The 23,957-nt window shown below is 71.4% G+C and carries 18 protein-coding genes; 9 read left to right on the top strand and 9 right to left on the bottom strand.

The genetic code is table 11. The features are described 5' to 3' along the window. Window positions 1–48 precede the first annotated feature (48 nt). The 5 genes from CP983_RS01375 (at window position 49) to CP983_RS01355 (ending at window position 5,725) form a co-directional block, all read left to right on the top strand. A complete protein-coding gene (locus CP983_RS01375; RefSeq protein WP_150498188.1) occupies window positions 49–1,104 on the top strand; it encodes a PucR family transcriptional regulator in 1,056 nt (351 codons plus the stop codon). Between the two features lie 147 nt (window positions 1,105–1,251). Beyond that, a complete protein-coding gene (locus tag CP983_RS01370; RefSeq protein WP_150498187.1) occupies window positions 1,252–1,878 on the top strand; it encodes a DoxX family membrane protein in 627 nt (208 codons plus the stop codon). 201 nt (window positions 1,879–2,079) lie between these two features. Further along, window positions 2,080–3,339, top strand: coding sequence for a low temperature requirement protein A (locus CP983_RS01365; protein ID WP_150498186.1), 1,260 nt, complete (start codon window positions 2,080–2,082; stop codon window positions 3,337–3,339). 149 nt (window positions 3,340–3,488) lie between these two features. After that, window positions 3,489–4,280 (top strand): SAM-dependent methyltransferase, encoded by a 792-nt coding sequence (locus CP983_RS01360; protein WP_150498185.1) that lies wholly within the window; start codon window positions 3,489–3,491, stop codon window positions 4,278–4,280. 260 nt (window positions 4,281–4,540) lie between these two features. After that, the gene (locus tag CP983_RS01355; protein ID WP_125525602.1) at window positions 4,541–5,725 is read left to right on the top strand and encodes a beta-ketoacyl-[acyl-carrier-protein] synthase family protein; all 1,185 of its coding nucleotides are present in this window, start codon (window positions 4,541–4,543) and stop codon (window positions 5,723–5,725) included. 55 nt (window positions 5,726–5,780) lie between these two features. Here CP983_RS01355 and CP983_RS01350 read toward each other — a convergent pair whose 3' ends face one another. From CP983_RS01350 to CP983_RS01325, 6 genes are all read right to left on the bottom strand, one after another. Further along, the gene (locus tag CP983_RS01350) at window positions 5,781–7,943 is read right to left on the bottom strand and encodes an ATP-binding SpoIIE family protein phosphatase (protein WP_150498184.1); all 2,163 of its coding nucleotides are present in this window, start codon (window positions 7,941–7,943) and stop codon (window positions 5,781–5,783) included. A 227-nt stretch (window positions 7,944–8,170) separates the two neighbouring features. After that, window positions 8,171–8,953, bottom strand: coding sequence for a respiratory nitrate reductase subunit gamma (gene narI, locus CP983_RS01345; protein ID WP_150498183.1), 783 nt, complete (start codon window positions 8,951–8,953; stop codon window positions 8,171–8,173). Beyond that, window positions 8,950–9,765 (bottom strand): nitrate reductase molybdenum cofactor assembly chaperone, encoded by an 816-nt coding sequence (gene narJ, locus CP983_RS01340; protein ID WP_373309777.1) that lies wholly within the window; start codon window positions 9,763–9,765, stop codon window positions 8,950–8,952. The genes narI and narJ overlap by 4 nt, the downstream gene beginning before the upstream one ends. Further along, complete coding sequence (gene narH / locus CP983_RS01335) at window positions 9,762–11,318, bottom strand: nitrate reductase subunit beta (protein ID WP_150498182.1); 1,557 nt, start codon at window positions 11,316–11,318, stop codon at window positions 9,762–9,764. Before narH ends, narJ begins: the two co-directional genes overlap by 4 nt. A gap of 1 nt (window position 11,319) precedes the next feature. Further along, entirely contained in the window at window positions 11,320–15,018 is a 3,699-nt protein-coding gene (locus CP983_RS01330) for a nitrate reductase subunit alpha (protein ID WP_150498181.1), read from the bottom strand. 469 nt (window positions 15,019–15,487) lie between these two features. Beyond that, entirely contained in the window at window positions 15,488–15,832 is a 345-nt protein-coding gene (locus tag CP983_RS01325; RefSeq protein ID WP_150506307.1) for a hypothetical protein, read from the bottom strand. Window positions 15,833–16,294: 462 nt separating this feature from the next. Between CP983_RS01325 and CP983_RS01320 the strand changes: the two genes are divergently transcribed. Further along, window positions 16,295–16,999 (top strand): DUF2470 domain-containing protein, encoded by a 705-nt coding sequence (locus CP983_RS01320; RefSeq protein WP_150498180.1) that lies wholly within the window; start codon window positions 16,295–16,297, stop codon window positions 16,997–16,999. 20 nt (window positions 17,000–17,019) lie between these two features. On the opposite strand, the gene CP983_RS01315 is transcribed toward CP983_RS01320, so the two are convergent. Together CP983_RS01315 and CP983_RS01310 are read right to left on the bottom strand one after the other, a co-directional pair. Further along, window positions 17,020–18,258, bottom strand: coding sequence for a PP2C family protein-serine/threonine phosphatase (locus tag CP983_RS01315; RefSeq protein WP_150498179.1), 1,239 nt, complete (start codon window positions 18,256–18,258; stop codon window positions 17,020–17,022). A gap of 143 nt (window positions 18,259–18,401) precedes the next feature. Continuing rightward, the gene (locus tag CP983_RS01310) at window positions 18,402–18,830 is read right to left on the bottom strand and encodes a pyridoxamine 5'-phosphate oxidase family protein (RefSeq protein WP_150498178.1); all 429 of its coding nucleotides are present in this window, start codon (window positions 18,828–18,830) and stop codon (window positions 18,402–18,404) included. Between the two features lie 324 nt (window positions 18,831–19,154). On the opposite strand from CP983_RS01310, the gene CP983_RS01305 reads away from it, so the two are divergent. Next, window positions 19,155–20,438 (top strand): nitrate/nitrite transporter, encoded by a 1,284-nt coding sequence (locus tag CP983_RS01305; protein WP_150506305.1) that lies wholly within the window; start codon window positions 19,155–19,157, stop codon window positions 20,436–20,438. A gap of 33 nt (window positions 20,439–20,471) precedes the next feature. Next, complete coding sequence (locus tag CP983_RS01300) at window positions 20,472–20,939, top strand: hemerythrin domain-containing protein (protein WP_150498177.1); 468 nt, start codon at window positions 20,472–20,474, stop codon at window positions 20,937–20,939. A 6-nt stretch (window positions 20,940–20,945) separates the two neighbouring features. On the opposite strand, the gene CP983_RS01295 is transcribed toward CP983_RS01300, so the two are convergent. After that, entirely contained in the window at window positions 20,946–22,685 is a 1,740-nt protein-coding gene (locus CP983_RS01295; protein ID WP_167537629.1) for a GAF domain-containing sensor histidine kinase, read from the bottom strand. Window positions 22,686–23,052: 367 nt separating this feature from the next. On the opposite strand from CP983_RS01295, the gene CP983_RS01290 reads away from it, so the two are divergent. Continuing rightward, window positions 23,053–23,943, top strand: coding sequence for a universal stress protein (locus CP983_RS01290; protein ID WP_150498176.1), 891 nt, complete (start codon window positions 23,053–23,055; stop codon window positions 23,941–23,943). Window positions 23,944–23,957 lie beyond the last annotated feature (14 nt).

Here is a 23,957-nt window from a genome sequence, read left to right as displayed (position 1 = left end):
CCCCAGGACCCGAGACCCGAACGAGCCGCGCGCAGGCGGGAGCCGCAAGTGACGACCTACGACAACCCCGGACAGTTCCTCGACGGCTACGCCGAGATCCTGGCGGACGCCGCTCCCACCGGCCGCCGCCTCACCCGCGACGAACTCGACTCCCGCCGCGAGCTCGGCGCCCGAGCCGCCGCATCGGGTTACGGATGGCGCGTCCTGGTCCGCGAGCACCTCGTGGCCGGCCGCGCCGCCCGGCCGGCCATGGCGGACCCGGACAGCGTCCTGACCGTCATCGAGCAGGCCATGGACGCCTTCGCCGACGGATACGAGCGCGCCCAGCGCCTCGTCGTACGCCAGGAGGAGGCGGCCAGACGCGAGTTCATCGACGACCTGCTCCATGGACGAGGCGACTCCGGCCACCTCGCCGCACGGGCCGAACGGTTCGGGCTGCGCCTGTCACGCGTCCACGCCGTGGCCGTCGCCGAGGGCCCCGCCAAGTACGACGAGACCGACCCCGTGCCACGCCGGGTCGAGGACGCGCTGTTCGGCCGGTTCGAGAACCGCCGGATCCTGTTCACCACCAAGGACGGCCGAATGGTGTGCATCGCACCCGGTGACCAGGGCGAAGTCCTGACCCACTTCGCCAAGCAGGCGCACGCCGCCACCGAGGGCGGCCAGGTCGCCATCGGCCGGCCCCGGCCCGGCGCCGTAGGGATCGGGCACAGCTACGAAGAAGCCCTCAACGCCCTCGACGTAGCCCAGCGCATGGGCTTCGGCGACCCGCTCCTGCGCGCCGCCGACCTGCTGGTCTTTCCCGTCCTGGCCCGCGACCGGCAGGCCCTCGTCGACCTCGTACGCAGCACCCTCAGCCCGCTCGAACAGGCCCGCGGCGGAGCCCAGCCGCTCCTCGACACCCTGACCACGTACTTCGACACGGGATGCGTGGCCGCCGAGACCGCCCGCCGACTGGCGCTGAGCGTGCGCGCCCTCACCTACCGCCTGGACCGCATCCACACCCTCACCGGCACGAACCCCGCCGACCCCGCGCACCGATACACCCTGCAGACCGCGGTCATCGGCGCCCGCCTGCTCGACTGGCCCGGAAGACCCCTGTGACCGCAGCCGCGCCGACGGCCCAACAGGGCCCGGGAATGGGGCCGTTCAGCCCTACGGACGCGGACCATCGGCATCGGACCGTGCCATGCCCGAAGCCGCGACAGTGATTGCGTCAACAACGGAATCCGCTGCGAAGGGAACAACATCATGGCCGTGCACGAGCATCCTCACCGGCGCGCGGGGTTCCAATTGCCGTTGTTCCGCAGGACCCGCGCCGACTCGGCCGACGGCACCGCCCAGGAAGTCGCGATGACCGCCACGGTGGCGGCCTACGCGCCGGCATCCCTGCGCCTGCTCACCGGGTTCGTCTTCCTGTGGGCGTTCCTCGACAAGACCTTCGGCTTCGGCTACGCCACCCCGTCCGGCAAGGGCTGGATCGACGGCGGCTCGCCCACCAAGGGCTTCCTCAGCGGGGTCGCGGCGGGGCCGATGGAGTCGACCTTCCACGACTGGGCCGGCGCCACGTGGGCGGACTGGCTGTTCATGTTCGGCCTGCTGGGCGTCGGTGTGGCGCTGATCCTCGGCATCGGGCTGCGACTGGCCGCCATCGCGGGCACGTTGATGATGGCTTTTATGTGGGTCGCCGAGTGGCCGCCCGCCAAGCACCTGTCCGACGGCTCGCCCAGCATGTCGACCAACCCGTTCGCCGACTACCACGTCGTCTACGCCGTCGTCCTGATCGCCCTCGCGGCCGTAGGCGCCGGAGCGGTCTGGGGGTTGGGCCGGGCGTGGGCCCGCCTGCCGTTCGTGAGCCGCAACCCCTGGCTGCGGTGAACTCAGAAGCCGCTGGTCCCCGGACGTACCCGACCGGGGACCAGCGGCTCGTGTCGGCTCCTGGACACGAACCTCACTGCTCCGCCTTGCCGAATCACCGACAGCTGTTCGACATACTGCGGCGTGCCCGCGTCTGCCGCGGGAGAGCAGCCGTCACCATCACTTCGCCACACGTTCGGCCGCGCCACACAGGAGCCTCATATGTCCGACAGTGCCCCCGAGCCCCGTCCCGTCAGCGCAGAGGCAGTCCCGTTGGGCACCGGCACCCGCCGCTGGCTCTTCCGCCCGCCGCGCCGCCACGGCGAGGTCGACACCGGTCGCAGCGTGAGCTTCCTGGAGCTCTTCTACGACCTCGTCTACGTCGTCCTGATCGGCCAGGCGGCCCACACCCTCGCCGAGGACGTCTCCTGGCGGGGCACGGCGACCTTCGCGGTGGTCTTCGGACTGATCTGGATCGCCTGGCTGAACGGCACACTCTTCTACGAACTGCACGGCCGCGAGGACGGCCACACCCGCTCGCTGATCTTCGTTCAGATGCTGCTGCTGTCCCTGATGGCCGTATACGTCGGCCACGCCGACGGCGACGACGGCCGCACCCTGGCAGCGCTCTACGCACTGCTGCTGGCCCTGCTGAGCTACCAGTGGTACTCCGTGTACCGGCAGGACCGGCCGGAGTTGCGCAAGACGCCCCGGCGCTATCTGATCGTCATGGTCGTAGGCATCCTCGTGATCGCGGCCTCGGTACCGCTGTCGGCCGACGCCCGCCTCGCCGTGTGGGCGGCGTTCGTAGTCGGATGGTGCGGCGTGGAGTGCGTCATCCTCATCTTCTGGCGCAGAACACCGAGTTACGACGTCGTGACCGAGACCATGGTCGAGCGCTTCGGACTGTTCATCATCATCGTGCTCGGCGAAGTCGTCATCGGTGTCGTGAACGGCCTCACCGACACCGAACGCAGCGCACTCGTCACGACCACGGGCCTGCTCGGGCTCGCCGTCGGCTTCGGCTTCTGGTGGAACTACGCCGACCTGGTGTCCCGACGACTGCCGCGGGAGAGCGGGCACTCACTGGCGACCTGGATCTTCATGCACCTGCCGCTGACCATGGCCGTGGCGGCGGCCGGCGCGGGCATGGTCGGGCTGGTGGAGCACGCCACCGACGACCGGGCACCGGTCGCCGTGAGCTGGCTGATGAGCGGGTCCGTGGCCGTCATGCTGATCACCACCGTGGTGCTGCTGCCCACCCTGGCGGACTACGACCGCTACCCCGCCGCCTACAAGTCCGTGCAGACCGTGCTCGTCATCGCAGCGGTCGTCGCCCTCCTCGTCGGCTGGTCCCGCCCCGCCCCCTGGCTCCTCGCGCTCGCCCTGCTGCTCGTCCTCTTCGCCACCTGGGCCTTCGCGTTCGTGCGATGGCTGCGGCAGGGCTTGCTGATCAACGAGATCTCAGCCGGGTCGCGCTGAGCGGTCCGGCGACCGGAAAGGGCGGATCCAGGACCGCCGGCGACCGCGCTGAGCCGGTCAAGTCGGCCCGCCCACAAGGAAGACGGGCCCGCATGAGTATGATCATGGTGAACTCGGTCCGCACCTCCCCACCGCGCGATGGAGCCGCCATGACGACCAACTCACAGCCGTCCCGGCCGGTCGACACCAGCAAGGCGCACCCCGCGCGGGTCTACGACTGGCTGCTCGGCGGCAAGGACAACTACCCGGTCGACGAGGCCGTCGGTGAGATGCTGCCGCCCGAGGCCAGGGACGCAGCCCGGCAGAACCGTCAGTTCATGCACCGGGCGGCCGCGTGGCTCGCCACGCAGGGCGTCGATCAGTTCCTGGACATAGGGACCGGAATCCCGACCGAGCCGAATCTCCATCAGATCGTGCAGGACATAGTGCCGTCGGCCAAGGTGGTCTACGCCGACAACGACCCGATCGTCCTGCGGCACGCCGAGGCGCTGCTGGTCAGCCGTCCCGGGGGAGTGACCGACTACATCCAGGCCGATGTGCGCGACCCGGAAGCGATCGTCCGGCATGCCCGGCACGTCCTGGACTTCGACCGCCCCATCGCGCTGTCGCTCATCGCGCTGATGCACTTCATCACCGACGAACAGGACGCCCACGGCATCGTCCGTGCCCTGGTCGGCACGCTGCCCCCGGGCAGTTATCTGATCCTGTCGCACGCCGCGTCCGACCTGTTCCCGGAACTCGCCGAACTGGTCGTCGCCCAGTACGCCAAGGGCGGTATCCAGCTCGCCTTCCGCCCCCGCGGAGAAGTGGAGCGCTTCTTCGACGGCCTGGACCTCGTGCCACCCGGCCTGGTGACGGCGACGCACTGGTTCACCTCCACCCCGGCCACGGAGCCGGAGGACGGCGGCATCTACGCGGGAGTGGCTCGCATCCGCCTCTGAGCCACGGACTGACGGTGCGTCAGGCAGGTATGGCAGCACGTCGCGCCTTCATGCGGCACTGTGCGCCGTGTCACGCATGTCAAAAGTGATCCAAGTTGCCCAGGTCACAGCGCAAATGTCCATTTAGCGTCCATGCTCGAAACGGACTCAGCAGCCCGAAGTAGAGCGCACAGGCATCGACTTGGATGCATCGTGCCGAAGTGATACATGACACAGCGGTCGTGACGTTCTGCCTCGCTCCCCGTAGAAAGGTGCAAGCCATGGCCGCTTACCTCTGCCCGCCTGCCGTGATACACGGCGAGCACACCGTGAAGACCAGCCAGATCGTGGCGGAGGTGCACGGCCGGCACCCCGACGCGGCATGGGCGCCGCGCATCGACGGCATCGCCGCGAGCACCGGCATCGAAACCCGTGGCTGGATGCTGCCGCTGGAGACCGCCGTCGCACCCGGCAAGGGCAACGGCCTGCCCGCCGCCGGCGTCGGACCGACCCGAGAGGCGCTGGCCGGCGACGGTTTCACCGAGCAGGACGTGGATCGTGTGATCGCCGCCCTCGAATCGATACCGGCGCCGCAGACCGTCCAGGAACGCACCGCGCCGGCCTGGGAGGCCGTGCAGTCCTACGGGGAGCGCGCCGCACGCGGGGCCCTCCAGATCGCCGGGCTCGACGCCGCGGACGTCGACTGCGTGATCACCAGCAACTCCACCACCCCCGCGCTGCCGGGGCTGGACGTCGCCCTGGCCAACAGGCTCGGGCTGCGCAGCGACGTGATGCTGCTGCCGGCCACGCAGTGGGCCTGCATCGCCGGCACCCGATCCCTGGCGCTGGCCGCGGATCTCGTGGCCGCCGACCCCGACCGGGTGGTCCTGGTCGTGATCTCGGAAGCGCTGAGCACCACCTACCAGCCCGCGGACGACACCCTCGAGTCCTTGATCGTCCGGCTGCTGTTCGCGGACACCGCGGTCGCCGCCGTCGTCACGGGCCGTCGGCGGGCCGAGTCGGTGCTGCGACTGGACGCCTCCTGGAGCCACACCCTGCCCGGCACCCAGGACCTGCACCGCCTGGACACCCGGGAGGACGGCACGCACTTCGTGATGGACCGGCGCGGGCCGCGCGCCGTGCAGGAGACGGTCACCGCCATGTGGGACTGGCTGGGCGCCCGGTACCAGGACGACCCCGACGCCTGGCACCCCGACGTACTGCTCGCGCACCCCGGCGGGACGCGGGTGCTGGAGTACATGGAGCAGACGATGCCCGACGGCTGGCCCTCGGGACTGCTGGACTACAGCCGGGACAGCTACACCACCGGCAACCGCGGGGGCGCCGCCGTGTTCGACATCATGCGCAGGGCGCACGACGCCGGGCAGAAGCCGGGCAGCCGCGCCGTCCTGTACGCGGCGGCCCCGGGCCTCACGGCGACCGCGCTGGAAGGGCAGTGGCTGTAGGGCGGGCTCGCGCGCCCCGCACGAAGGGGCCCCGACCGTCCCACCCGTAGCCGCGTCACTTGGCGATAGAGGCCCAGACCACCTTGCCGGTGTCGGTCCACCGCACGCCCCACCGGGTGGTGAGTCCATGCACGACGTGCAGGCCGCGACCGGCGTCGTCGAGCAGCTCGTTGCGGCCGAGCCGGGGCCTGCCGTTGCCGGTGTCACCCACCTCGCACAGCAGTCCGCTGCCCGTCCTGATCATCCGCAGGGTGATGGGTCCCTGGGCGAAGCGGACCGCGTTGGCGACCAGTTCGCTGACCACCAGCAGCACGCTGTCCCGGGTGTCCTCCCTGGTGCACCACTGCCCCAGCAGCCCGGAGACCAGTACGCGGGCCCGGGCCGCGATGTCACCGCGGGCGGGCAGCCGCCAGGTCGCGGTGTCCTCCTTGCGGTAGCCGATCATGCGCGCGAGGAGCAGGGTCACGTCGTCGCGCCTGTTCGCGGGCGCCAGCGCGGAGACCACGCGCCGCGCCGCATCCGGCAGGGCGTCCCAGGGGTGCACCTCGGACACGGCGTCCGCCAGCCTGCCGATGCCCTCGTCGATCGACAGGGCGGGATCCTCCACCAGGCCGTCGGTGTAGAGGGCCAGCAGCGAGCCCGGGGGTGCGGCGAAGGCATGCACGTCGAACGGCTCCCGCAGGGCGAACTCGGCGCCGAGCCCGGGATGGGGCCGTGCCGCGACCGGACCGCCGAGCCCGTCCGGGAGCATCAGCACCGGGGGAAGGTGACCGGCGCTGGACAGCGTCACGCGATGGCTGACCGGGTCGTAGACGGCGATGCAGCAGGTCGACCCGAGGGCGCTGTAACCCGCGGCCAGCCCGGACTCCGCGTCGTCCAGCAGTGACACGGTCTCGTCCAGGTGCTCAAGGACCTCGTCCGGCGCCAGCCCGGCGGACAGCAGCGCGCGGGCCTCCATGCTGAGCTGCCCCATGGTCGCCGCGGCTCCCAGACCGTGCCCGACGACGTCACCGACCACCAGTGCCGTACGGCCGTCCGGCAGCGGAAAGCTGTTCACCCAGTCACCGCCGACGCCCGCGCTGTCCGGGGTGGCGGGCTGGTAGATGCTCGCGGTCTCGATGGTGTCGCCGCTGGACCGCGGCAGCAGCCGGCGCTGCAGTGCCAGGACCTGTGTGTGCTCGCGCTGGTGCTGACGGGCCAGGTCCACGTGATGAGAGGTCCTGGCCACCAGTTCTTGCAGGTCGAGCAGCTCACTGTCGTCGAAGGGGCGCCCCGCCCGCCGCCAGACCTCCGCCACACCCAGCACGACCGGCGGCGCACCGTTCAGGACCAGCGGTACGTACGCCACACCCGCCGCGCGGTCACTGGGGACCAGGGAATGTATCAGCCGCTCACTGCCGAGCACCCGCTCGATCGACGCCCGGTCGGGCAGGACGATGGCCTGCGCGGCATCGTCACGCCGGATCGCCTGCGACAGCAGACGACTCGCGTCGCTGGGAAGATCGTCGCCCGGGGTCACGTAGCCGTCGGGCCAGGCCCGGTCCGGTACCAGGGCCGCTCGCCGCAGCCGGATGCGCCGCTGCGGCTGCTCGGTGACCACCTCGCCCGTCCACACGGCGAGGTCTAGGTCGATGGCGGCCACGTCTCCCCAGGCCAGGAGGGACTCCGCCAGCGACTGTGCGGTCTCGCCGATGTCCAGCGACGTGCCGATCGCGGTCTCGGCGGCATACAGGTGCAGCCGCCTGGCCATGGCGATCACCGTGACGGTAAGGCCCTCCTGCGGCGCCGCGGCCGCCAGGATGCTCATCGAGACGACCAGCTCCGACCCGTCACTGCGCCGCAGGCGCTGCACCCGGGCGACGTGCGGCTCACCCGTCTCCAGCACCTGCCGCAGACGCCTGGTGACCGTCGGTACGTCCCAGGGAGGCAGAAGATCGACGAAAGGGCTCCCGATCACGGCCTCCACCCCCGCGAAAACGGCGGGGTCGAGATTGCGGCGGGTGATTTTCAGATCCCGGTCCAGGTTGACCGCGCCGAGGATCTGCTCCTGGCGGCCGGGCGTCGGCTTCGGGGGCGTGTGCTGGTGGGCGCCGTTGTCCCCCTGCGTGTCGGCAGAGTCGGCGGCCGCTGCCGCCGCGCCGCGCGGGATGTATTGCCCCAGAGCACTGCTGACCATGTCGAATGGCGAGGCAGACGAGGGGGAGGGGGTGGAGTCCATGCGGCTCTCTCAGCTCGCTCGCCAACCCCGGCACAGCGCCGGGGCCGTAACGGAACCCCGGCGACAGGGTCCCGAGATTCCTGACCGCACACTTCATTCAATAACACCCCGGGCTGCTTCGCCTACATCAGCAGATCACACAGTGCGCACGGAAAGTGATGAAAGGTAGCGCTGGGTGATTCCGGGACGTACGCCGGCTCCCGCCCACGCCGGCGTGAGTCCCTGGCTCAGGCGGCTCGGCGGGAGCCGGGCCCCGACCGGGGCCGGCCCGGTGGTGGCGTGGCCGCGGCCGTCGTGGCCCGGCGGCGGTAGACCAGATACGGCCGGACCAGGTAGCCGATCGGGGCGCTCCAGACATGTACCAGCCGGGTGAACGGCCACGCCGCGAAGAGCAGGCAGGCGGTGAGGGCGTGCAGCTGGAACAGCAGCGGGGCGCCGGCGACGGCATCCGGCCGGGGCTGGAGGACGAACAGGCCGCGGAACCACACGGAGACGGTGGAGCGGTAGTCGTAGCCCGCGCCGAACACGTTGTGGGCGAAGGTGGCGGTGATGCCCAGCACGACGGTCGCGGACAGCAGCGGGAAGAGCAGCTTGTCGCTGCGGTCGGTGCCCAGGCGGATGCTGCGGTTCAGCAGGCGCCGGGCGCACAGCATGCCCAGCCCCGCGAGCATCGTGATGCCCGCCACCGAGCCCGCCCAGACGGCCGTGGTGTGGTAGGCGTGCTCGGTGATGCCGACTGCCTCGGTCCACGAGTCGGGGACCGCGAGGCCCACGACATGCCCGGCGATCACCATGAACGCGCCGAGATGGAACAGCGGGCTGCCGAAGCGCAGCCAGCGGTGTTCGAGAAGCTGGCTGGTGCGGGAGGTCCAGCCGAACTGGTCCTGCCGGTAGCGCCAGACGTGCCCCACCACGAACACGGCGAGGCAGATGTAGGGGACGGCCACCCACAGGAGGAGATCCGCACCGCTCGCCGAGGCGGCGGCCGAAGGGGGGAGCGCGGCGTTCATCGAGAGCCTTCCGTACGGTTCGTAGGGGCGGGCGGAACTCGGGTCGGCGGAGCGGACACCGGCGGCACGAAGGTGCCCGGAGGCGCGAACTCCCCGTCCCCGTAGGTGCCGTAGGGATCGAGACCGACCTCCTCGTTCGGCGGACCCTCGGCGGCGAGCCGGGCCACCTCGGCGAGGTCGGCCTCGGTGGCCGGCGGCAGCAGGGTGAGCGGCGCGGCCAGGACATGCCGGTACGGCGAGTCGGCGTCGGTCAGCGCCCGGTGGATCAGCTCCAGCCCGCGCCGGTGCTGACGAAGCGGTGCCTCGCCGCCACCCGGCCCGGCCAGCGCGGCGAACTCCAGCACGACCGGCAGATGGTCGGGCAGTTCGCTGCCGTCGGTGTCCCAGCCGGCGGCCCGGTACCGCTGGGCGAGGGTGAGCAGGGCCATGCCGCGGCGGCGGGTGTCGCCGTGCAGGTAGTAGGTGAGGTAGAGGCTGCTCCTGCGGCGCAGGTCGAACGTCTCGACGTAGTGCCGCTCCAGCGCGTCGGGTTGCTGGCCGGCGAACCAGGCGGTGAAGGCGGCCAGGTGCTCGGCGGCGGGCGAGGCCGGCAGCGCCTCGACGGAAGCGGCGAGCACCGGGCGGGCGGCGGTGAGTTCGAGGTCCGGGTACTGCACCAGCAGAGAGCAGAGCCGCAGCAGCAGGGCGCGTGCCCCGGCTTCCTCGCGGGTGAGGCGAGCCGGGCGGCGTACCGCCGCGCGGACACGGGTGCGCACGAGCGGGGGGATCGACGAGGGTCCCTCCGGACGGCCGGGGAAGGGCAGCAGGGTCACGAGCGGCCTCCGGCGTTGTTGCGGCGCAGGGTGGGGAGGCCGAGCATCACCCGACGGCCTGCGGCGTCCGTGGGGTCACCGGTGGACTCGACCGGGCAGCGGTTCTCCATCGCGGTCAGCGCGGCGGCGTCCTCCTTGTGGGCGGCGGGGACGACGTACCGGTCCTCGTACTTGGCGACGGCGAGCAGCCGGTGCAGATCCTCCGCCTCGCGCGCCGTGAGCCCCACGGCCTTCAGCGCGGCCTCGTCGCCGTCCTCGCCGAGGGTGCGTTCGCGCATGAACGAACGCAGCGCGGTCAGCTTCATCAGCACTCCGGCTACCACCTCGGTGTCCCCGGCCGTGAACAGTTCCGCGAGGTACTCCAGCGGGATGCGCAGCCGGGTGACGGCGGCGAAGACATGGTCGGGGTCGTCCTGGTCGCCGCCCGCGGCGTCGACGGCGTCCAGGACGGGGGAGAGCGGCGGCACGTACCAGACCATCGGCAGGGTGCGGTACTCCGGGTGCAGCGGCAGGGCCACCTTGAACCGGGAGACCAGGTCGTACACCGGGGAACGCCGGGCCGCCGCGAGCCAGTCCTCGGGAATGCCCGACTCCCGTGCGGCCGCGGCCACTTCGGGGTCGTGCGGGTCGAGGAGCACGCCGCGCTGGGCGTCCAGCAGATCCTGCTCGTCCGGGGTGGCCGCCGCCTCGCCGACGCGGTCGGCGTCGTACAGCAGCAGGCCCAGATAGCGCAGCCGGCCCACACAGGTCTCGGAGCAGACCGTGGGCTGTCCGGCCTCGATGCGCGGGAAGCAGAAGGTGCACTTCTCCGCCTTGCCGGTGGCGTGGTTGACGTACACCTTCTTGTACGGGCACGCCGTCACGCACATCCGCCAGCCGCGGCACTTGTCCTGGTCGACCAGGACGATGCCGTCCTCGACGCGCTTGTACATCGCACCCGACGGACACGCCGACACACAGGCCGGGTTGAGGCAGTGCTCGCACAGCCGCGGCAGATGGAAGAGGAAGGTCTGCTCGAACTCGAACCTGACCTTCTCCGCCCACGCACCGCTCAGGTTGGGATCGGCGCCCGCGTTCTCCGCGGCGCCGCCGAGGCCGTCCTCCCAGTTGGCGCCCCATGTGATGGCGGTCGGCCTGCCGGTGAGGACGGAGCGGGGGCGGGCGACCGGCATGTCCGGGCCCGCGGGGGCGCTGACCAGGTTGTCGTAGTCGTAGGTGACCGGCTCGTAGTAGTCCTCGATGCCCGGCAGGTCGGGGTTGGAGAAGAGGGACAGCAGCCGCTTGACCCGGCCACCGGAGCGCAGCACCAGCCGGCCGCGCCTGTCGAGCATCCAGCCGCCCTTCCACTGCTCCTGGTCCTCGTAGCGGCGCGGATAGCCGACGCCGGGCTTGGTCTCGACGTTGTTGAACCAGGCGTACTCGACACCGGTGCGGTTGGTCCACGTCTGCTTGCAGGTGACCGAGCAGGTGTGGCAGCCGATGCACTTGTCGAGATTCATCACCATCGCGATCTGGGCCATCACGCGTCCGATGGTGGCTTCGCCACGGGGCATCTCAGTACTCCACTTGCTGGCTGCGGCGGCGGATGACGGTGACCTCGTCGCGCTGGTTGCCGGTCGGGCCGTAGTAGTTGAAGGCGTAGGTGAACTGGGCGTAGCCGCCCGCGAGATGGGTGGGCTTGAGCAGCAGCCTCGTCAGCGAGTTGTGGATGCCGCCGCGCCTGCCGCTGACCTCGGTCCTCGGGACGTTCACGTTGCGGTCCTGGGCGTGGTACATGTACACCGTGCCCTCGGGCATCCGGTGCGTGACCACCGCGCGGGCGGCGACGACGCCGTTCCGGTTGTACGCCTCGATCCACTCGTTGTCCCTCACGCCGATCTTCTCGGCGTCGACGGTCGACATCCAGATCGTCGGGCCGCCGCGGGACAGATCGAGCATGAACTTGTTGTCCTGGTAGTTCGAGTGGATGGACCACTTGGAGTGCGGGGTGAGGTAGCGGACCGTGACCTCCGCCCGGCCGTCCTCGTGCAGGTGCTCGTCGCCGTAGTGCCTGGGCGTGTTCAACGGGGGCCGGTAGACGGGAAGTTGCTCGCCGAGTTCCGTCATCCAGTCGTGCTGGACGAAGAAGTGCTGGCGGCCGGTGAGGGTGTGCCAGGGCTTGAGGTGCTCGGTGTTGATGACGAACGGCGAGTAGCGGCGGCCACCCGTCTCGCTGCCCGACCACTCGTACGACGTCATCACGGCGCGCGGCTGGGTGCGCGTGTCGGCGAACGTGATCCGCTCCGCCTCCCGCTCGGACGCCAGCTCCACCAGGCCCTCGCTGCCGGTCTGCCGCTCCAGCTCGCGGAAACCCTCCATGGCCAGACGGCCGTTGGTGGTGCCGGACAGTGCCAGGATCGCCTCGCACATGTCGTTGGCGGTGGCCAGGGACGGGCGGCCCGCGGCGATGCCGTCGCGGACGGTGCCGCAGCGCCGCCGCAGCTCGTCCAGCTCCTGGGCCGGGTGGACGGTGACGCCCTTCGTGGTGGTCCCCAGGGTGTCCAGCAGCGGTCCGACGGCGCGCATCTTCTGCGCGGTCGCGCCGTAGTCCCGCTCGATGACGACCAGCTTCGGCATGTTCTTGCCGGGCACCGGCTCGCACTCACCGGTCCTCCAGTCCCGTACGACACCGCCCGGCTGGGCGAGTTCGTCCGGCGTGTCGTGCAGCAGGGGCACGGCGAGGACGTCGGTGCGGGTGCCGAGGTGCTCGGCGGCGAGCTCGCTGAACCGGTCGGCGAGGGTCAGGAACGTGTCGTAGTCCGTGCGGGCCTGCCAGGGCGGGGCGATGGCCGGCGTGAAGGCGTGCACGAAGGGGTGCATGTCCGTGCTGGACAGGTCGTCCTTCTCGTACCAGGTCGCGGCCGGCAGGACCACGTCGGAGAGCAGACCGGTCGAGGTCATCCGGAAGTCCACGTCGACCAGCAGATCGAGCTTGCCCTCGGGCGCCTCCTCCCGCCACACCACGTCCTTCGGACGCCCCTCGGGAGGGGTCTCCTCGGAGCGGACCGCCGCGTCCGTGCCCAGCAGGTGCCGCAGGAAGTACTCGTTGCCCTTGCCCGAGGAACCGAGCAGGTTCGCCCGCCACACGGTCAGGACACGAGGGAAGTTCGCCGGGTCGTCGGGATCCTCGGCGGCGAACTTCAGCCGCCCCGACCTCAGTTCGTCGACGATGTGCTCGGCGACCGGCCGGCCCGCCGCCTTCGCCTCGTCCGTCAGGTCGAGCGGGTTGCGGTTGAACCCGGGGTGGCCGGGTGTCCAGCCCAGACGTATCGCCTGCGCCAGACAGTCCGCGAAGCCCTTACCCTCGAACCGCCCCGCACCGAGCGGGGAGGCCAGCTCCTCCGGACCGAACGCCTCGTAGCGCCACTGGTCGGAGTTCAGGTACCAGTACGAGGTGCCCGCCATGTGCCGCGTGGGGCGCTGCCAGTCGAAGGCGAAGGCGAGGTGCTGGAGCCCGGTGACCGGGCGGATCTTCTCCTGGCCGACGTAGTGCGCCCAGCCGCCGCCGTTGACGCCCTGGCAGCCGGTCATGGTGAGCAGGGCCAGGAACGCGCGGTAGATGGTGTCCGAGTGGAACCAGTGGTTGGTGCCCGCCCCGAGGGCGATCATCGACCGCCCCTTGGTCCGCTCGGCGTTGCGGGCGAACTCCCGCGCGATCCGCGCGGCCTGCTCGGCCGGGACCGAGGTGATCGTCTCCTGCCAGGCCGGGGTGTACGGCTCGGCCGCGTCCTCGTACGACGTCGGCCAGTTGCCCGGCAGACCAGGCCGCCGAACACCGTATTGCGCCAGCATCAGATCGAAGACCGTGGTGACCAGGCGCCCGGCGACCCTCCGCACCGGCACCCCGCGCACCATGACCGAGCCGCCCTCCGTGCCGCCCTCGTCGAAGCGGGGCAGGGCCACGGCCACCGTCTCCTCCGCGCTCTCCAGCAGGCTCAACTCGGGGACGGTGCTGCCCAGATCGAGGTTCCAGCGGCCCGGCTCCGCTTCCCCCCAGCGGAAGCCGAGCGAGCCGTTCGGCACGACCGGTTGCCCGGTGGCCGCGTCGAGGAGCACCGTCTTGGACTCGGCGTGCTCCGTGTCGCGCCCCAGGTCCGCCGCGGTCAGGAACCCGTCGGGGACGAGTCCGTGGTCGTTCTCGCGCAGGGCGACCAGGAACGGAGCGTCGGTGAACTTGCGCAGATAGTCCCGGAAGTACGGCACTTCGCGGTCGACCAGGAACTCGCGCAGGATCACATGGCCCATGGCCATCGCCAGCGCGCCGTCGGTGCCCGGGTGCGGGGACATCCACTCGTCGGCGTGCTTGACGTTGTCGGCGTAGTCGGGGCTGACCGCGACCACCTTGGTGCCGTTGTAGCGGGTCTCGGTGAGGAAGTGGGCGTCCGGGGTGCGGGTGACGGGGATGTTCGAACCCCACATGATCAGATAGCCCGCGTTCCACCAGTCGGCGGCCTCGGGGACGTCCGTCTGGTCGCCGAAGACCTGCGGCGAGGCGACGGGCAGGTCGGCGTACCAGTCGTAGAACGACAGCAGCGTCCCGCCGATCAGCGACATGAAGCGGGCGCCCGCCGCGAACGACGCCATCGACATCGCCGGGATCGGGGAGAAACCGGCGACGCGGTCGGGGCCGTACGCCTTGATGGTGTGCACATGGGCGGCGGCGACCAGCTCGGACACCTCGTCCCAGTCCGCGCGCACCAGGCCGCCCTTGCCGCGGGCCCGCTTGTAGGCGCGGGCCTTCGCCGGGTCGCCGGTGATCTCGGCCCAGGCCGCCACCGGGTCGCCGAGGCGCCGGCGGGCCTCGCGCCACAGCTTCAGCAGGGTGCCGCGGACGTACGGGTAGCGGACCCGGCCGGGGGAGTAGGTGTACCAGGAGAACGACGCACCGCGCGGGCATCCCCGGGGCTCGTACTCGGGGCAGTCCGCGCCGATCGACGGGTAGTCGGTGGCCTGGTGCTCCCAGGTGATGATGCCGTCCTTGACGTACACCATCCACGAGCACGAGCCCGTGCAGTTCACGCCGTGCGTGGACCGCACGACCTTGTCGTGGGCCCACCGGTCGCGGTAGAAGCCCTCCCACCGCGGGTCGCCCGTGCCGAACACGGCGCGACCGTCCGCGGACACCTCGCCGCGGGTGAGGAGCCTGCGGGCGGCCAGCGGCCAGTCTTCCCCGGCGCGCGGCGCCCGACGCGGTGCCTTCTGATCGTTCTCCATGGCCAGAAAGCTAGGGGTCACGCCCTCGGCCGCACCTGGGGCCTGCGGTCCTTGCCGTACGACCTTCCGGCCCAACTTCGCCGGTCCCGATAGGGCCCAATGGTCCCGGTGGTGGGACCCGGTCGGCCGGTGGCCGCGTGCTTGCTCCGCTGCATGCTGGGTGTCGATCGAACCGCAGATGCCCATCCGCACGACCGCATTTCCGTGCCTGCCGGGCGGACAACTCCCCCGTCCCCGCCAGCGGCAGGCACAGCGCGTACGGCGCGCGGCGCCCGGTCCGGTCACACGTCCGGCCGCACTTCGCGGCCGGACGTGGCATCCCTCGAACTCGCGGAGGTCCCGGGCCGGCGATGTTTCGAGTAGTGGGCGAACACGGCGGCGCCGCCGTGATGATCAACCCGCCGGAAAAGGAACCCTTTTGGCAACCACAACTGTCTTCTTGTTTGATGCGCGGTTTACCGTCCGGCGCCTACGCGCGCAGCAGTCGTCCGGTGAGCTCCCGGTACTCCCGCAGTGCGAGCCGGAGTTCGGTGGACTGTGTCTCGGGAGCCAGCTCCGCCCAGCCCGCGCGGAGGGCCCGCCGTCGCTCGGCAAGGGCGTTCGCGAGCTGGGCCGTGGCTTCGTCGAACGCGCCCTCTGCCTCTTCCAGAGCCTCGCGCGGGCTGTCCGGGAAGATGTTGACGGCATGTCCGAGGCAGCGCACGATTTCCTCCCGTTCGTCGGAGGGGAGCAGCGGCTCCGGGCCCGTGGTACGGCGTCCGGCGGGGCCCGAGGGCCGGTCCGCGGGCTGCTGGGCGCGTGTCTGGTCGTACATCGTCGTGTGCACCGCTTCCATGAGGGTGGGGCACCGCCCGAAGACGCCGTTCGCCTTCTCGACGGCCTGCCGCAGGCTTCCGGCGACCCGGTCGACCTCGCCCTTCCCGGCCCTGCGCCGTCCCGCAAGTCAACGTCCCGAGCCGATAGGTGTCAACGTCAGGCATGCCTGGGCCCACCCCGCCGGAGAGCGAGGGGGCGGCGCCGGTGCGTGTCCTGCGTCCTGGCTCTCTTCGGCCCACGCTTCTCCAGCCGGCCGTCCGGCACTTGCCGGGCGACGGCCCTGCGCAGCCGTACCTGTCGGAGGACATCCGTGGTTGCGCCAAGTCCACGGTCGCCCGCGTCGCCGCCCTGTTGCGGTACCGATCACTGGGAGGCCGCGGTCGGCGCGTAGTGATCCATCGGGTGCGGGTTTAGGTTAGGCTAACCTAAGTCAACTACCTGGACCTCCGGGAGGATCCGGATGCGCCGTATTCGCCTGCGCGCCGCCGCGCCGTCAGCCGCCGAGCGTGCTCGCTCGATTCTGGCCGTCGCCCACTCGATGACCGTGGTGACCGACGGGCGGCACAGCGAAGTCCGGCGTCTCGACGGCGCCGGAGTCATGGGCCACGTCCATCTGCACGCGGCGTTCGAAGGACCTGGCTCCCCACCTGACGGGCGGGTGCCGATCCGGGTGGAACTCACCGACATCGCGCCCACACCCGTACGTGACCGGCTGCGCGCCCGAGTCACGCTGACCGGGCTGCTGGCCGCGCCGTACGACCCGCGGTCCACCGAGAGCAGCTGCATGGAGTTCGGGCAGTGTGTGCTGGAGGACGACACCGGACGCGCCTATGTGACCCTCCAGGAACTGGAGGCGACCGAGCTCGACCCGCTGGCGACGAGCGAGGCGGGCATGCTGACGCACCTCGTCGACGACCACCCCGAACTCGTCCCCCTGCTCCTGCGCCTGGTCCGCCCGTACCCGGCCAGTGGTGTGAGGCGCGCTCTCCCCGTCGGGATCGACCGCTACGGCCTGACCCTGCGCCTGGAACGCGCCCGCTCCCACCGGGACGTCCGACTGCCCTTCAACAAGCCGGTGCGCCACATCGATCACGTCGGTCCGCAGATCCACGCCCTGCTGGCCGCGGCCCGCCGCCTCTCGCACACGGGCCGTCTCATGGCCTGAGGTGCGGCAAGGGGACCCGCCTAGAGGCGGATGACGATGAGGGCGATGTCGTCAGGGGCGCCGTCGGCCACGTCGAGGCGGCTCAGCAGGGTGTCGGCGAGTTGTTCGGGGGTGTAGTTGCCGACTTGGGCCAGGGTCGTGGTCAGGCGGGCCAGGCTGGCGTCGATGTCTTCTTCGCGGCGCTCGATGAGGCCGTCGGTGTACAGAACGAGGGTGTCCCCGGGGGTGTAGGGGAGGCCGGCCTGAGGGCGGGGGACGTGGTGCACACGGGCGCCGAGCGGTGGATCGGTTGCCTGGTCAAGCAGTTCGCAGGTTCCGTCGCGGTGGAGCAGGACGGGCGGTGGGTGCCCGGCGTTGCTGTAGATGATCACTCGGCTGCGGGTGTCGATGAGTACCTTGACCGCGGTCGCGGCCGTGGCGCCCTCCAGGGAGCGGGCGTACAGGCCGAGGACTTCCAGGGCTTGGGCGGGGCTGGGGGTGGTGCGGATGGCCGCGCTGAGGGCGCTGCGGAGCATCCCCATGACGGCCGCGGCATGCAGGCCGTGGCCGACGACGTCTCCGACCGCCGCGGCGTAGCGGTCGGGGGGCAGGTCCACGACGTCGTACCAGTCACCGCAGACGTTCAGTGAGGTGGTCGCCGGCTGGTAGCGCACGGCGATCGAGTCCGTGTGGCGGTCGAGGTCGGGGGCGGAGAGCATGGCTTCTTGCAGCGTGACGGCGACCTGCCGTTCGCGGGCGTGGGCCCGTCGGAGTTCCTCATTGAGGTGGTGCAGCTCGCGGGCCCGGGCGTACAGCTCGGCCGCCAGGCCCTTCTCCCGCTCGGTGAATTCCTCCGTGAGCTGGCCTGCCCACTGCGAGCGGATGAAGCCGGTCACGTCCTCGGCCCGCTGCACGATCCGCTTCACCGTGCCGTCGGGCCCGAGAATCGGGGTGTGGACCACGGACCACCAGCGCTCTTCGAACTCTCCCGGATGCTGGTGGGCGGGGATGTCGTATCGCTGCAGCACCAGGGTGTCCGGTCTCCCGGACTCCACCACCCGGCGCAGTGACCGATACAGGTTGCGCTGTGTGTCGTCGGGCGCATGGGGGTTTTCCGGCAGCGCGTCGAAGAAGTACGACCCGATCAGCTCGTTCCGAGCCCTCCCCGTGGTCTGCAGGTATGCCTGGTTGACGTAGCGGATCACCAGGTCCGTATCCAGCACCAGGTACGGGCTTGGTGTGGCGTCGAAGAACGCGGTGAAATCAATGTCCGCTGCCATTACGCGCTCTCAGAAGAGGCCCACGAGCGCGGCTGCCTGCATTCCCCAATCTACGGGCGTATGGGCGACCGGGCTCGTCGGCTGAGAACATCAGCGCACCAACCACCGGTTCGGCCCGCCGCTCCCTACGGGCCTGCCGCTCTCTACGGGCGGGTGATACCTCGCCTGTCCGAGAGTTCACGTCCGGTCGCCATCTCCGACTCGATCCGTACGAATACGGCGTCCCGCAGCGGCATCCAGGACGTCGGGCCCGTGTGCAGCAGACGCTCGTGTTCGACGGGATCGGTCACCACGGTCGCCCTTCCGGTCACGACCACGCTCCAGCCGGACCGGGTCGCCGCATCGAACTCGTCCGCCTCGAAGGCGACCACGACGCCGTCGATGGCGCGCACGAGGTCCGAGTCCGGCGAGGTGCGCAGCAGCACGGAGGCGTCCGTGTCCAGGGAGAAGTTGATCGGGAGGACCGCGGGCAGCGCGTGCCGGGTGTAGACCACGCGGCCGACCGGCACTTCGGCGAGCAGGCGCAGGCACTCCTGCCGGCCGAGTGCGCGAAAGGCGTCGTTCTGGAACATCAGTCCATGGTCCCCGGGGGCGCGGTGACGGGGTAGGGCCGACAGGCCCTACCCGGTCGGGACGTGCGGGCCGCTGATCACGGCCCTTGATCGGCGCGGACCGGTCCGGCCGTGCGGCACCGGGGACGGGGAGGAGGGACGGTTGGGTCCGCTCCCCGGGACCGTCCGGCCGTCGGCAGAGGGCAGACGGCCCCTGCGCGTGGTGAGCCCAGACGCGGAGGGTGGTTCTGGGACGGCGTTCCGCCGCTCCGCGGCCCCGAGGGCCACGGCGTGCGGACCCTCCCCGTGGCGCAGTGCCACCTCGAAGCGGAGGGGACGGACAACATGGTCCAGCAGTCGAAGTCGCATAACGGCAGATCGCCGTCAGGCGCACCGGTCTCCGGGCAGGCCTGGCGGATGCTGGCCCTGGCCACGGTCGGGTTCGCCGTGAACTTCTGGGCCTGGGCGCTGCTCAGCCCCCTCGGGCCGCGCTTCAAGGACAACCTCGACCTTTCCTCGTTGGAGCAGTCGCTGCTGGTCGCGGTGCCCGTCGTGGTCGGCTCCCTGGGCCGCATCCCGGTCGGTGCCCTGACCGACCGGTTCGGCGGCCGGGTCATGTTCCCGATCGTCTCGGCGGGCACCATCGTGCCGGTGCTCTACCTCGGCCTCGCCGGACACTCCTCGCTCGCCGCGCTGCTGGTCGGCGGCTTCTTCCTCGGCATCGGCGGCACCGCGTTCGCCGTCGGCGTGCCGCTGGTCAACGCCTGGTTCCCGCCGGAGCGCCGCGGTCTCGCCATCGGCGTCTTCGGCGCAGGCATGGGCGGCACCGCCCTCAGCGCCCTGACCACGGTGAAGCTGGTCGACGCGAACAGCATGTCCACCCCGTTCCTGATCACGGCCGGCGTCCTGGCCGTGTACGCCGTCACCGCCGCGCTGCTGCTGCGTGACGCACCCGGCCGCACCGTGCCGACCGAGCCGCTCACCCGCCGCCTGGCCGCCACCGTCCGGCTCCCCATCACCTGGCAGGCGTCCGCCTTGTACGCGGTCGCGTTCGGCGGCTACGTCGCCTTCTCGGTCTACCTGCCCACCTACCTGAAGACCGGCTACGGCCTAACCCAGGCCGACGCCGCGAACCGCATGGCCGGGTTCGTGCTGCTCGCGGTGGCGATGCGCCCGGTCGGCGGCTGGCTCTCCGACCGCGTGGGCCCGGTCCGCGTGCTGGCCGCCGTACTGGCCGTGGTCGTGACCGGGGCGATCGTGCAGTCGTTCACGCCCGCCCTGGCGCCGGTGGGCACCATCGCGTTCCTCGCCATGGCCGCCGCGCTCGGCGCCGGCAGCGGGGCGACCTTCGCCCTGGTGGCGCTGCTGGCCCCGGCCGACAAGGTCGGCTCGGTCACCGGCGTGGTCGGTGCCGCGGGCGGCCTGGGCGGCTTCCTGCCGCCGCTGGTGATGGGCTCGCTGTACGGCCGGTACGGGACGTACGCGGCCGGGCTGGCCCTGCTCGCGATCGTGGCCGCCGCCGCGCTGGCCCACACCCTCACCGGAGTCCGGGCCGCGACCGAGGGCGCCGAACGCAAGCAGCCCAGCGGACGCCGGAGGGAGCACCGCACCGCGCGGACCGGCGCGTAAGGACGAGCGGTAACGCGAGGAAGGAGACGAGCTGTGTGCGAGTACTGCGGCTGCCAGGCCCTGGAGACGATCGACGAGCTGACACACGAGCACGACGAGGTGGTCCGTCTGATCAGCCATCTCCGTCGCGCCCGTCAGCAGGACGGGGTGGCGCGGATGGCGGAGGTCGCCCAGGAGATCGCGCGGGTGCTGGGTCCGCACACCCACGTCGAGGAGCACGGCCTGTTCCCCGCCCTGGCCGGGGACTTCCCCGACCAGATCGCCGCGCTGGAGGCCGAGCACCGCCGCATCGAGGCGGTGCTGGCGGAGGCGGCCGGCGGTACGACGCCTGCGGACCCGACCTGGCCGGATCGCCTGATGGAGGCGATGGCCCTGCTGCGGGACCACATCCTCAAGGAACAGGACGGCGTCTTCCCGGCCGCACTCGCCAACCTCGGCACCGAGGAGTGGGAAGCCGTCGAGGCCGCGCGTGCCGCGGTCGGCGGGGCCTTGTCCCGGTGACCCGGCTCAGGCCCCCGGCTGCACCGGCAGCGGCACCGTCCACTCGGCGACGGTGCCGCTGGGCTCGTTCGGCCGGACGGTGAAGCTGCCGCCGAGATCGGTCGCGCGGCGTCGGAGGTTGTCGAGGCCGCTGCGCCGGGTGACGGCGGGGTCGATGCCCGTCCCGTTGTCAGCGACCCGCAACCGGAGCCGGCGGCTGTCGGTCTCGGCCGTGACCTCCAGCTGGGTGGCATGTGCGTGCCGGGCGGCGTTCGAGAGCGTCTCGCGCAGAACGGCCACGAGGTGATCGGCATATTCGGAAGGGACGTCCGTGTCCAGCAGGCCGGTCATCCGCAGGGCGGGGGTGAAGCCGAGCGCCTCGGCGGCCTGGTCGGTCTCCGCCAGCAGCTTGGCCCGCAGCCCGCCCCGCGCCCCGTCACGATCGCGCTCACGCAGCGCGTAGATCGTGCCTCGTACGGTCTTGATGGTGTCGTCGAGGTCGTCGACGACCCGCTGGACGCGCTCGGCCGCGTCGGGCCGGTCGGCGATCCGGCCCAGCACCGAGTTCAAGGTCAGCCCGGAGGCGAACAGCCGTTGGATGGCCAGGTCGTGCAGATCGCGGGCGATACGGTCGCGATCGGAGAGGACCATCAGCTGCTCGGCCTCGCGCCGGTGCTCGGCGATCTCCAGGGCGAGCGCGGCCTGGTCGGCGAATCCGCTGATCAGGGTCATGGTGGCGTCGGAGAACTCCGGTCGGCCGGGCAGGTTGGCGACCTGAAGGACACCGCGCGCGTGCTCGGTGCCGCCCAGCGGGAGCAGGAATCCGGGCCCGAGGTCGATCTGACCTGCCGAGCCGCAGCCGTCCTGCGGCTCCCGGGACAGGGCGGCGCTGGTGATCCGTTCGTTCGAGTGGTACACCTTCGCGGCCAGCGTGGCGGCCGGCAGCACCAGCCCGCGTACCTGCTCGGAGTCCTCCCCGTCGGCGGCCTCGATCACCAGCTCGTCGCCGCTGTCCAACGGCACCGCCACCGTCACCAGGTCCGCCCCGGCCAGGGCCCGGACCGTGACGGCCACCTGATGCAGCACCCGGTTCGGATCGGTACCCGACAGAAGGCTGCGGGTCAGCTCGCTGCTCGCCGCCAGCCACTGCTCCCTGCGGCGCGTGTCCTCGTACAGGCGGGCGTTGTCGATGGCGACGCCGGCCGCGGCGGCGAGGGTCCGCAGCACCGCCTCGTCCTCGTCGTCGAACTGCGCCCCACCCCGCTTGTCGGTCAGGTACAGGTTTCCGAAGACCCGGTCGCGCACACGCACCGGTGTCCCCAGGAACGTGGTCATCGGGGGATGCCCCTCGGGGAAGCCGACCGATTCGGGGTGCGTGCCCAGGTCGGCGAGGCGTACCGGCTCCGGCTCCCTGATCAGCAGGCCCAGGATGCCCCGGCCCTCGGGGTAGTGGCCGATCCTCTTGATCGTCTCCTCGTCCACGCCGACGGTGATGAACTGCTTGATGCGCCCTTCCTCGCCGAGCACTCCCAGGGCGCCGTACTCGGCGTCCACCAGGGCCACCGCGGACTCGGTGATCCGCCGGAGCACCACGTCGAGGTCGAGATCGGAGCCGATGGCGAGGACCGCGTCCAGGAGCGTGTGCACCCGGTCCCGGGTCGCGCGGACCTGGGCCACCTGTGCCTGGAGGCCCTCCAGCAGTTCGTCCAGGCGCAACTGGGGCGCCGCCGGGACGTCTTTGCGACCCGCTGCCGGACCCTCTGCCATTTCCGCTCCCTCCGGAAAGGCGCCACTGGCACCTCAACCATCATGCCTGAGCAGCCCGGCCGGAAGGCGAACACATGTGCCCAACGGGGTCGTCCCAGCAGCCAAGATCCTATGGTCCGCCGACTTCGGTGGCCGAGGCGCGGCTGTGTGCCGACCGGTCGACGCCGGTGATGATCACTCGTTCCATGACCTTCCGCCTTCCGCAGAGGGGAACCAGGGGCTCGGGCGAGCCCAGCGTCACCGCCGTCCCGGCCCGCACGCAGGGGCCTGACGGACCCGGATCGGAGCCCTGGCGGCCCATATCGGCCGGTGAGCCGCAGGACGACGCTGGCACCGAGGAGCAGACCGACCACAGGAGGTGCGCGCCATGCTTCCGCCCGTCATGGCCGGAGTCGACGGATCCGCCGAGAGTCTCGCCGCCGCCGAGTGGGCCGCCCGCGAGGCGGCGCGCCGGGACCGGCCCCTGCGTCTCGTGCACGCCTGGCAGCGGCAGCCCCGCAAGGACGCCGGCCCGTCCGCTGCCGCAGCCCAGCGGCGTGTGCTGCGTCAGGCCGAGGACCGTATTCGTCGTACGTGCCCCGGCGCCGAAGTCGACGCGGAACAGGTCGAGGGACCCGCGGCCGGCGCCCTTCTGCATGCCGCCGAGCAGGGTGAGCTGCTCGTGCTCGGGTCACGTGGCCTCAGCGGCTTCACGGGATTCGTGGTCGGGTCGGTCGCGCTGGGCGTGGTCGCACGGGCCACGCTGCCGGTCGTCCTCGTCCGCGAGGGGGAGGAGGCCTCGGACGAGCATCTCCCGGCCGACGACGGCAGCCCCTCCACCCGAACCGGCTACCAGGACGTCGTCCTGGGCCTCGACCTCGGCGACCCCTGCGACGAGGTGATCGAGTTCGCCTTCGAGGCGGCCCGGCTGCGCGGCGCCCGGCTGCACGTCGTGCACGCCTGGCAGGAGCCGTCGCCCCTGGGGCTCGGACCGGGTGAGATCGGCCTGGTGAACGGCCCCGAGCAGGCCGACGAATGGCTCGGTTTCCTCGACGCGGTTATCAAGGTGTGGAGGGACAAATACCCCGAGGTCGAGGTGGTGGAGACCGTGGCCGAGGGCCGCGCCCGGTCCGTGCTGGTCCGGGCCGCCACCGGGGCGAGCCTGCTCGTCGTCGGCCGGCGGACGTCCGAGCGCCCGGCCGGCCCCCGCACCGGACCCGTCACCCACGCCGCCGTCCAGCACGTCGGATGCCCCGTGGCCGTCGTCCCTCACGAGTGAGAGGAGCAGACCGC

This window comes from Streptomyces chartreusis, assembly GCF_008704715.1.
Lineage (GTDB): Bacteria > Actinomycetota > Actinomycetes > Streptomycetales > Streptomycetaceae > Streptomyces > Streptomyces chartreusis.
This window is presented reverse-complemented; position numbering and strand designations above follow the sequence as displayed.

What these genes read in the sequence shown, in the direction of transcription:
- CP983_RS01325 (WP_150506307.1), bottom strand. Translation starts at nt 15,832, where the DNA reads ATGTACGACCAGACACGCGCCCAGCAGCCCGCGGACCGGCCCTCGGGC.
- CP983_RS01360 (WP_150498185.1), top strand. Translation starts at nt 3,489, where the DNA reads ATGACGACCAACTCACAGCCGTCCCGGCCGGTCGACACCAGCAAGGCG.
- CP983_RS01295 (WP_167537629.1), bottom strand. Translation starts at nt 22,685, where the DNA reads ATGGCAGAGGGTCCGGCAGCGGGTCGCAAAGACGTCCCGGCGGCGCCC.
- narI (WP_150498183.1), bottom strand. Translation starts at nt 8,953, where the DNA reads ATGAACGCCGCGCTCCCCCCTTCGGCCGCCGCCTCGGCGAGCGGTGCG.
- CP983_RS01305 (WP_150506305.1), top strand. Translation starts at nt 19,155, where the DNA reads ATGGTCCAGCAGTCGAAGTCGCATAACGGCAGATCGCCGTCAGGCGCA.
- CP983_RS01310 (WP_150498178.1), bottom strand. Translation starts at nt 18,830, where the DNA reads ATGTTCCAGAACGACGCCTTTCGCGCACTCGGCCGGCAGGAGTGCCTG.
- CP983_RS01365 (WP_150498186.1), top strand. Translation starts at nt 2,080, where the DNA reads ATGTCCGACAGTGCCCCCGAGCCCCGTCCCGTCAGCGCAGAGGCAGTC.
- CP983_RS01290 (WP_150498176.1), top strand. Translation starts at nt 23,053, where the DNA reads ATGCTTCCGCCCGTCATGGCCGGAGTCGACGGATCCGCCGAGAGTCTC.
- CP983_RS01315 (WP_150498179.1), bottom strand. Translation starts at nt 18,258, where the DNA reads ATGGCAGCGGACATTGATTTCACCGCGTTCTTCGACGCCACACCAAGC.
- CP983_RS01350 (WP_150498184.1), bottom strand. Translation starts at nt 7,943, where the DNA reads ATGGACTCCACCCCCTCCCCCTCGTCTGCCTCGCCATTCGACATGGTC.
- CP983_RS01330 (WP_150498181.1), bottom strand. Translation starts at nt 15,018, where the DNA reads ATGGAGAACGATCAGAAGGCACCGCGTCGGGCGCCGCGCGCCGGGGAA.
- narH (WP_150498182.1), bottom strand. Translation starts at nt 11,318, where the DNA reads ATGCCCCGTGGCGAAGCCACCATCGGACGCGTGATGGCCCAGATCGCG.
- CP983_RS01355 (WP_125525602.1), top strand. Translation starts at nt 4,541, where the DNA reads ATGGCCGCTTACCTCTGCCCGCCTGCCGTGATACACGGCGAGCACACC.
- CP983_RS01370 (WP_150498187.1), top strand. Translation starts at nt 1,252, where the DNA reads ATGGCCGTGCACGAGCATCCTCACCGGCGCGCGGGGTTCCAATTGCCG.
- CP983_RS01320 (WP_150498180.1), top strand. Translation starts at nt 16,295, where the DNA reads ATGCGCCGTATTCGCCTGCGCGCCGCCGCGCCGTCAGCCGCCGAGCGT.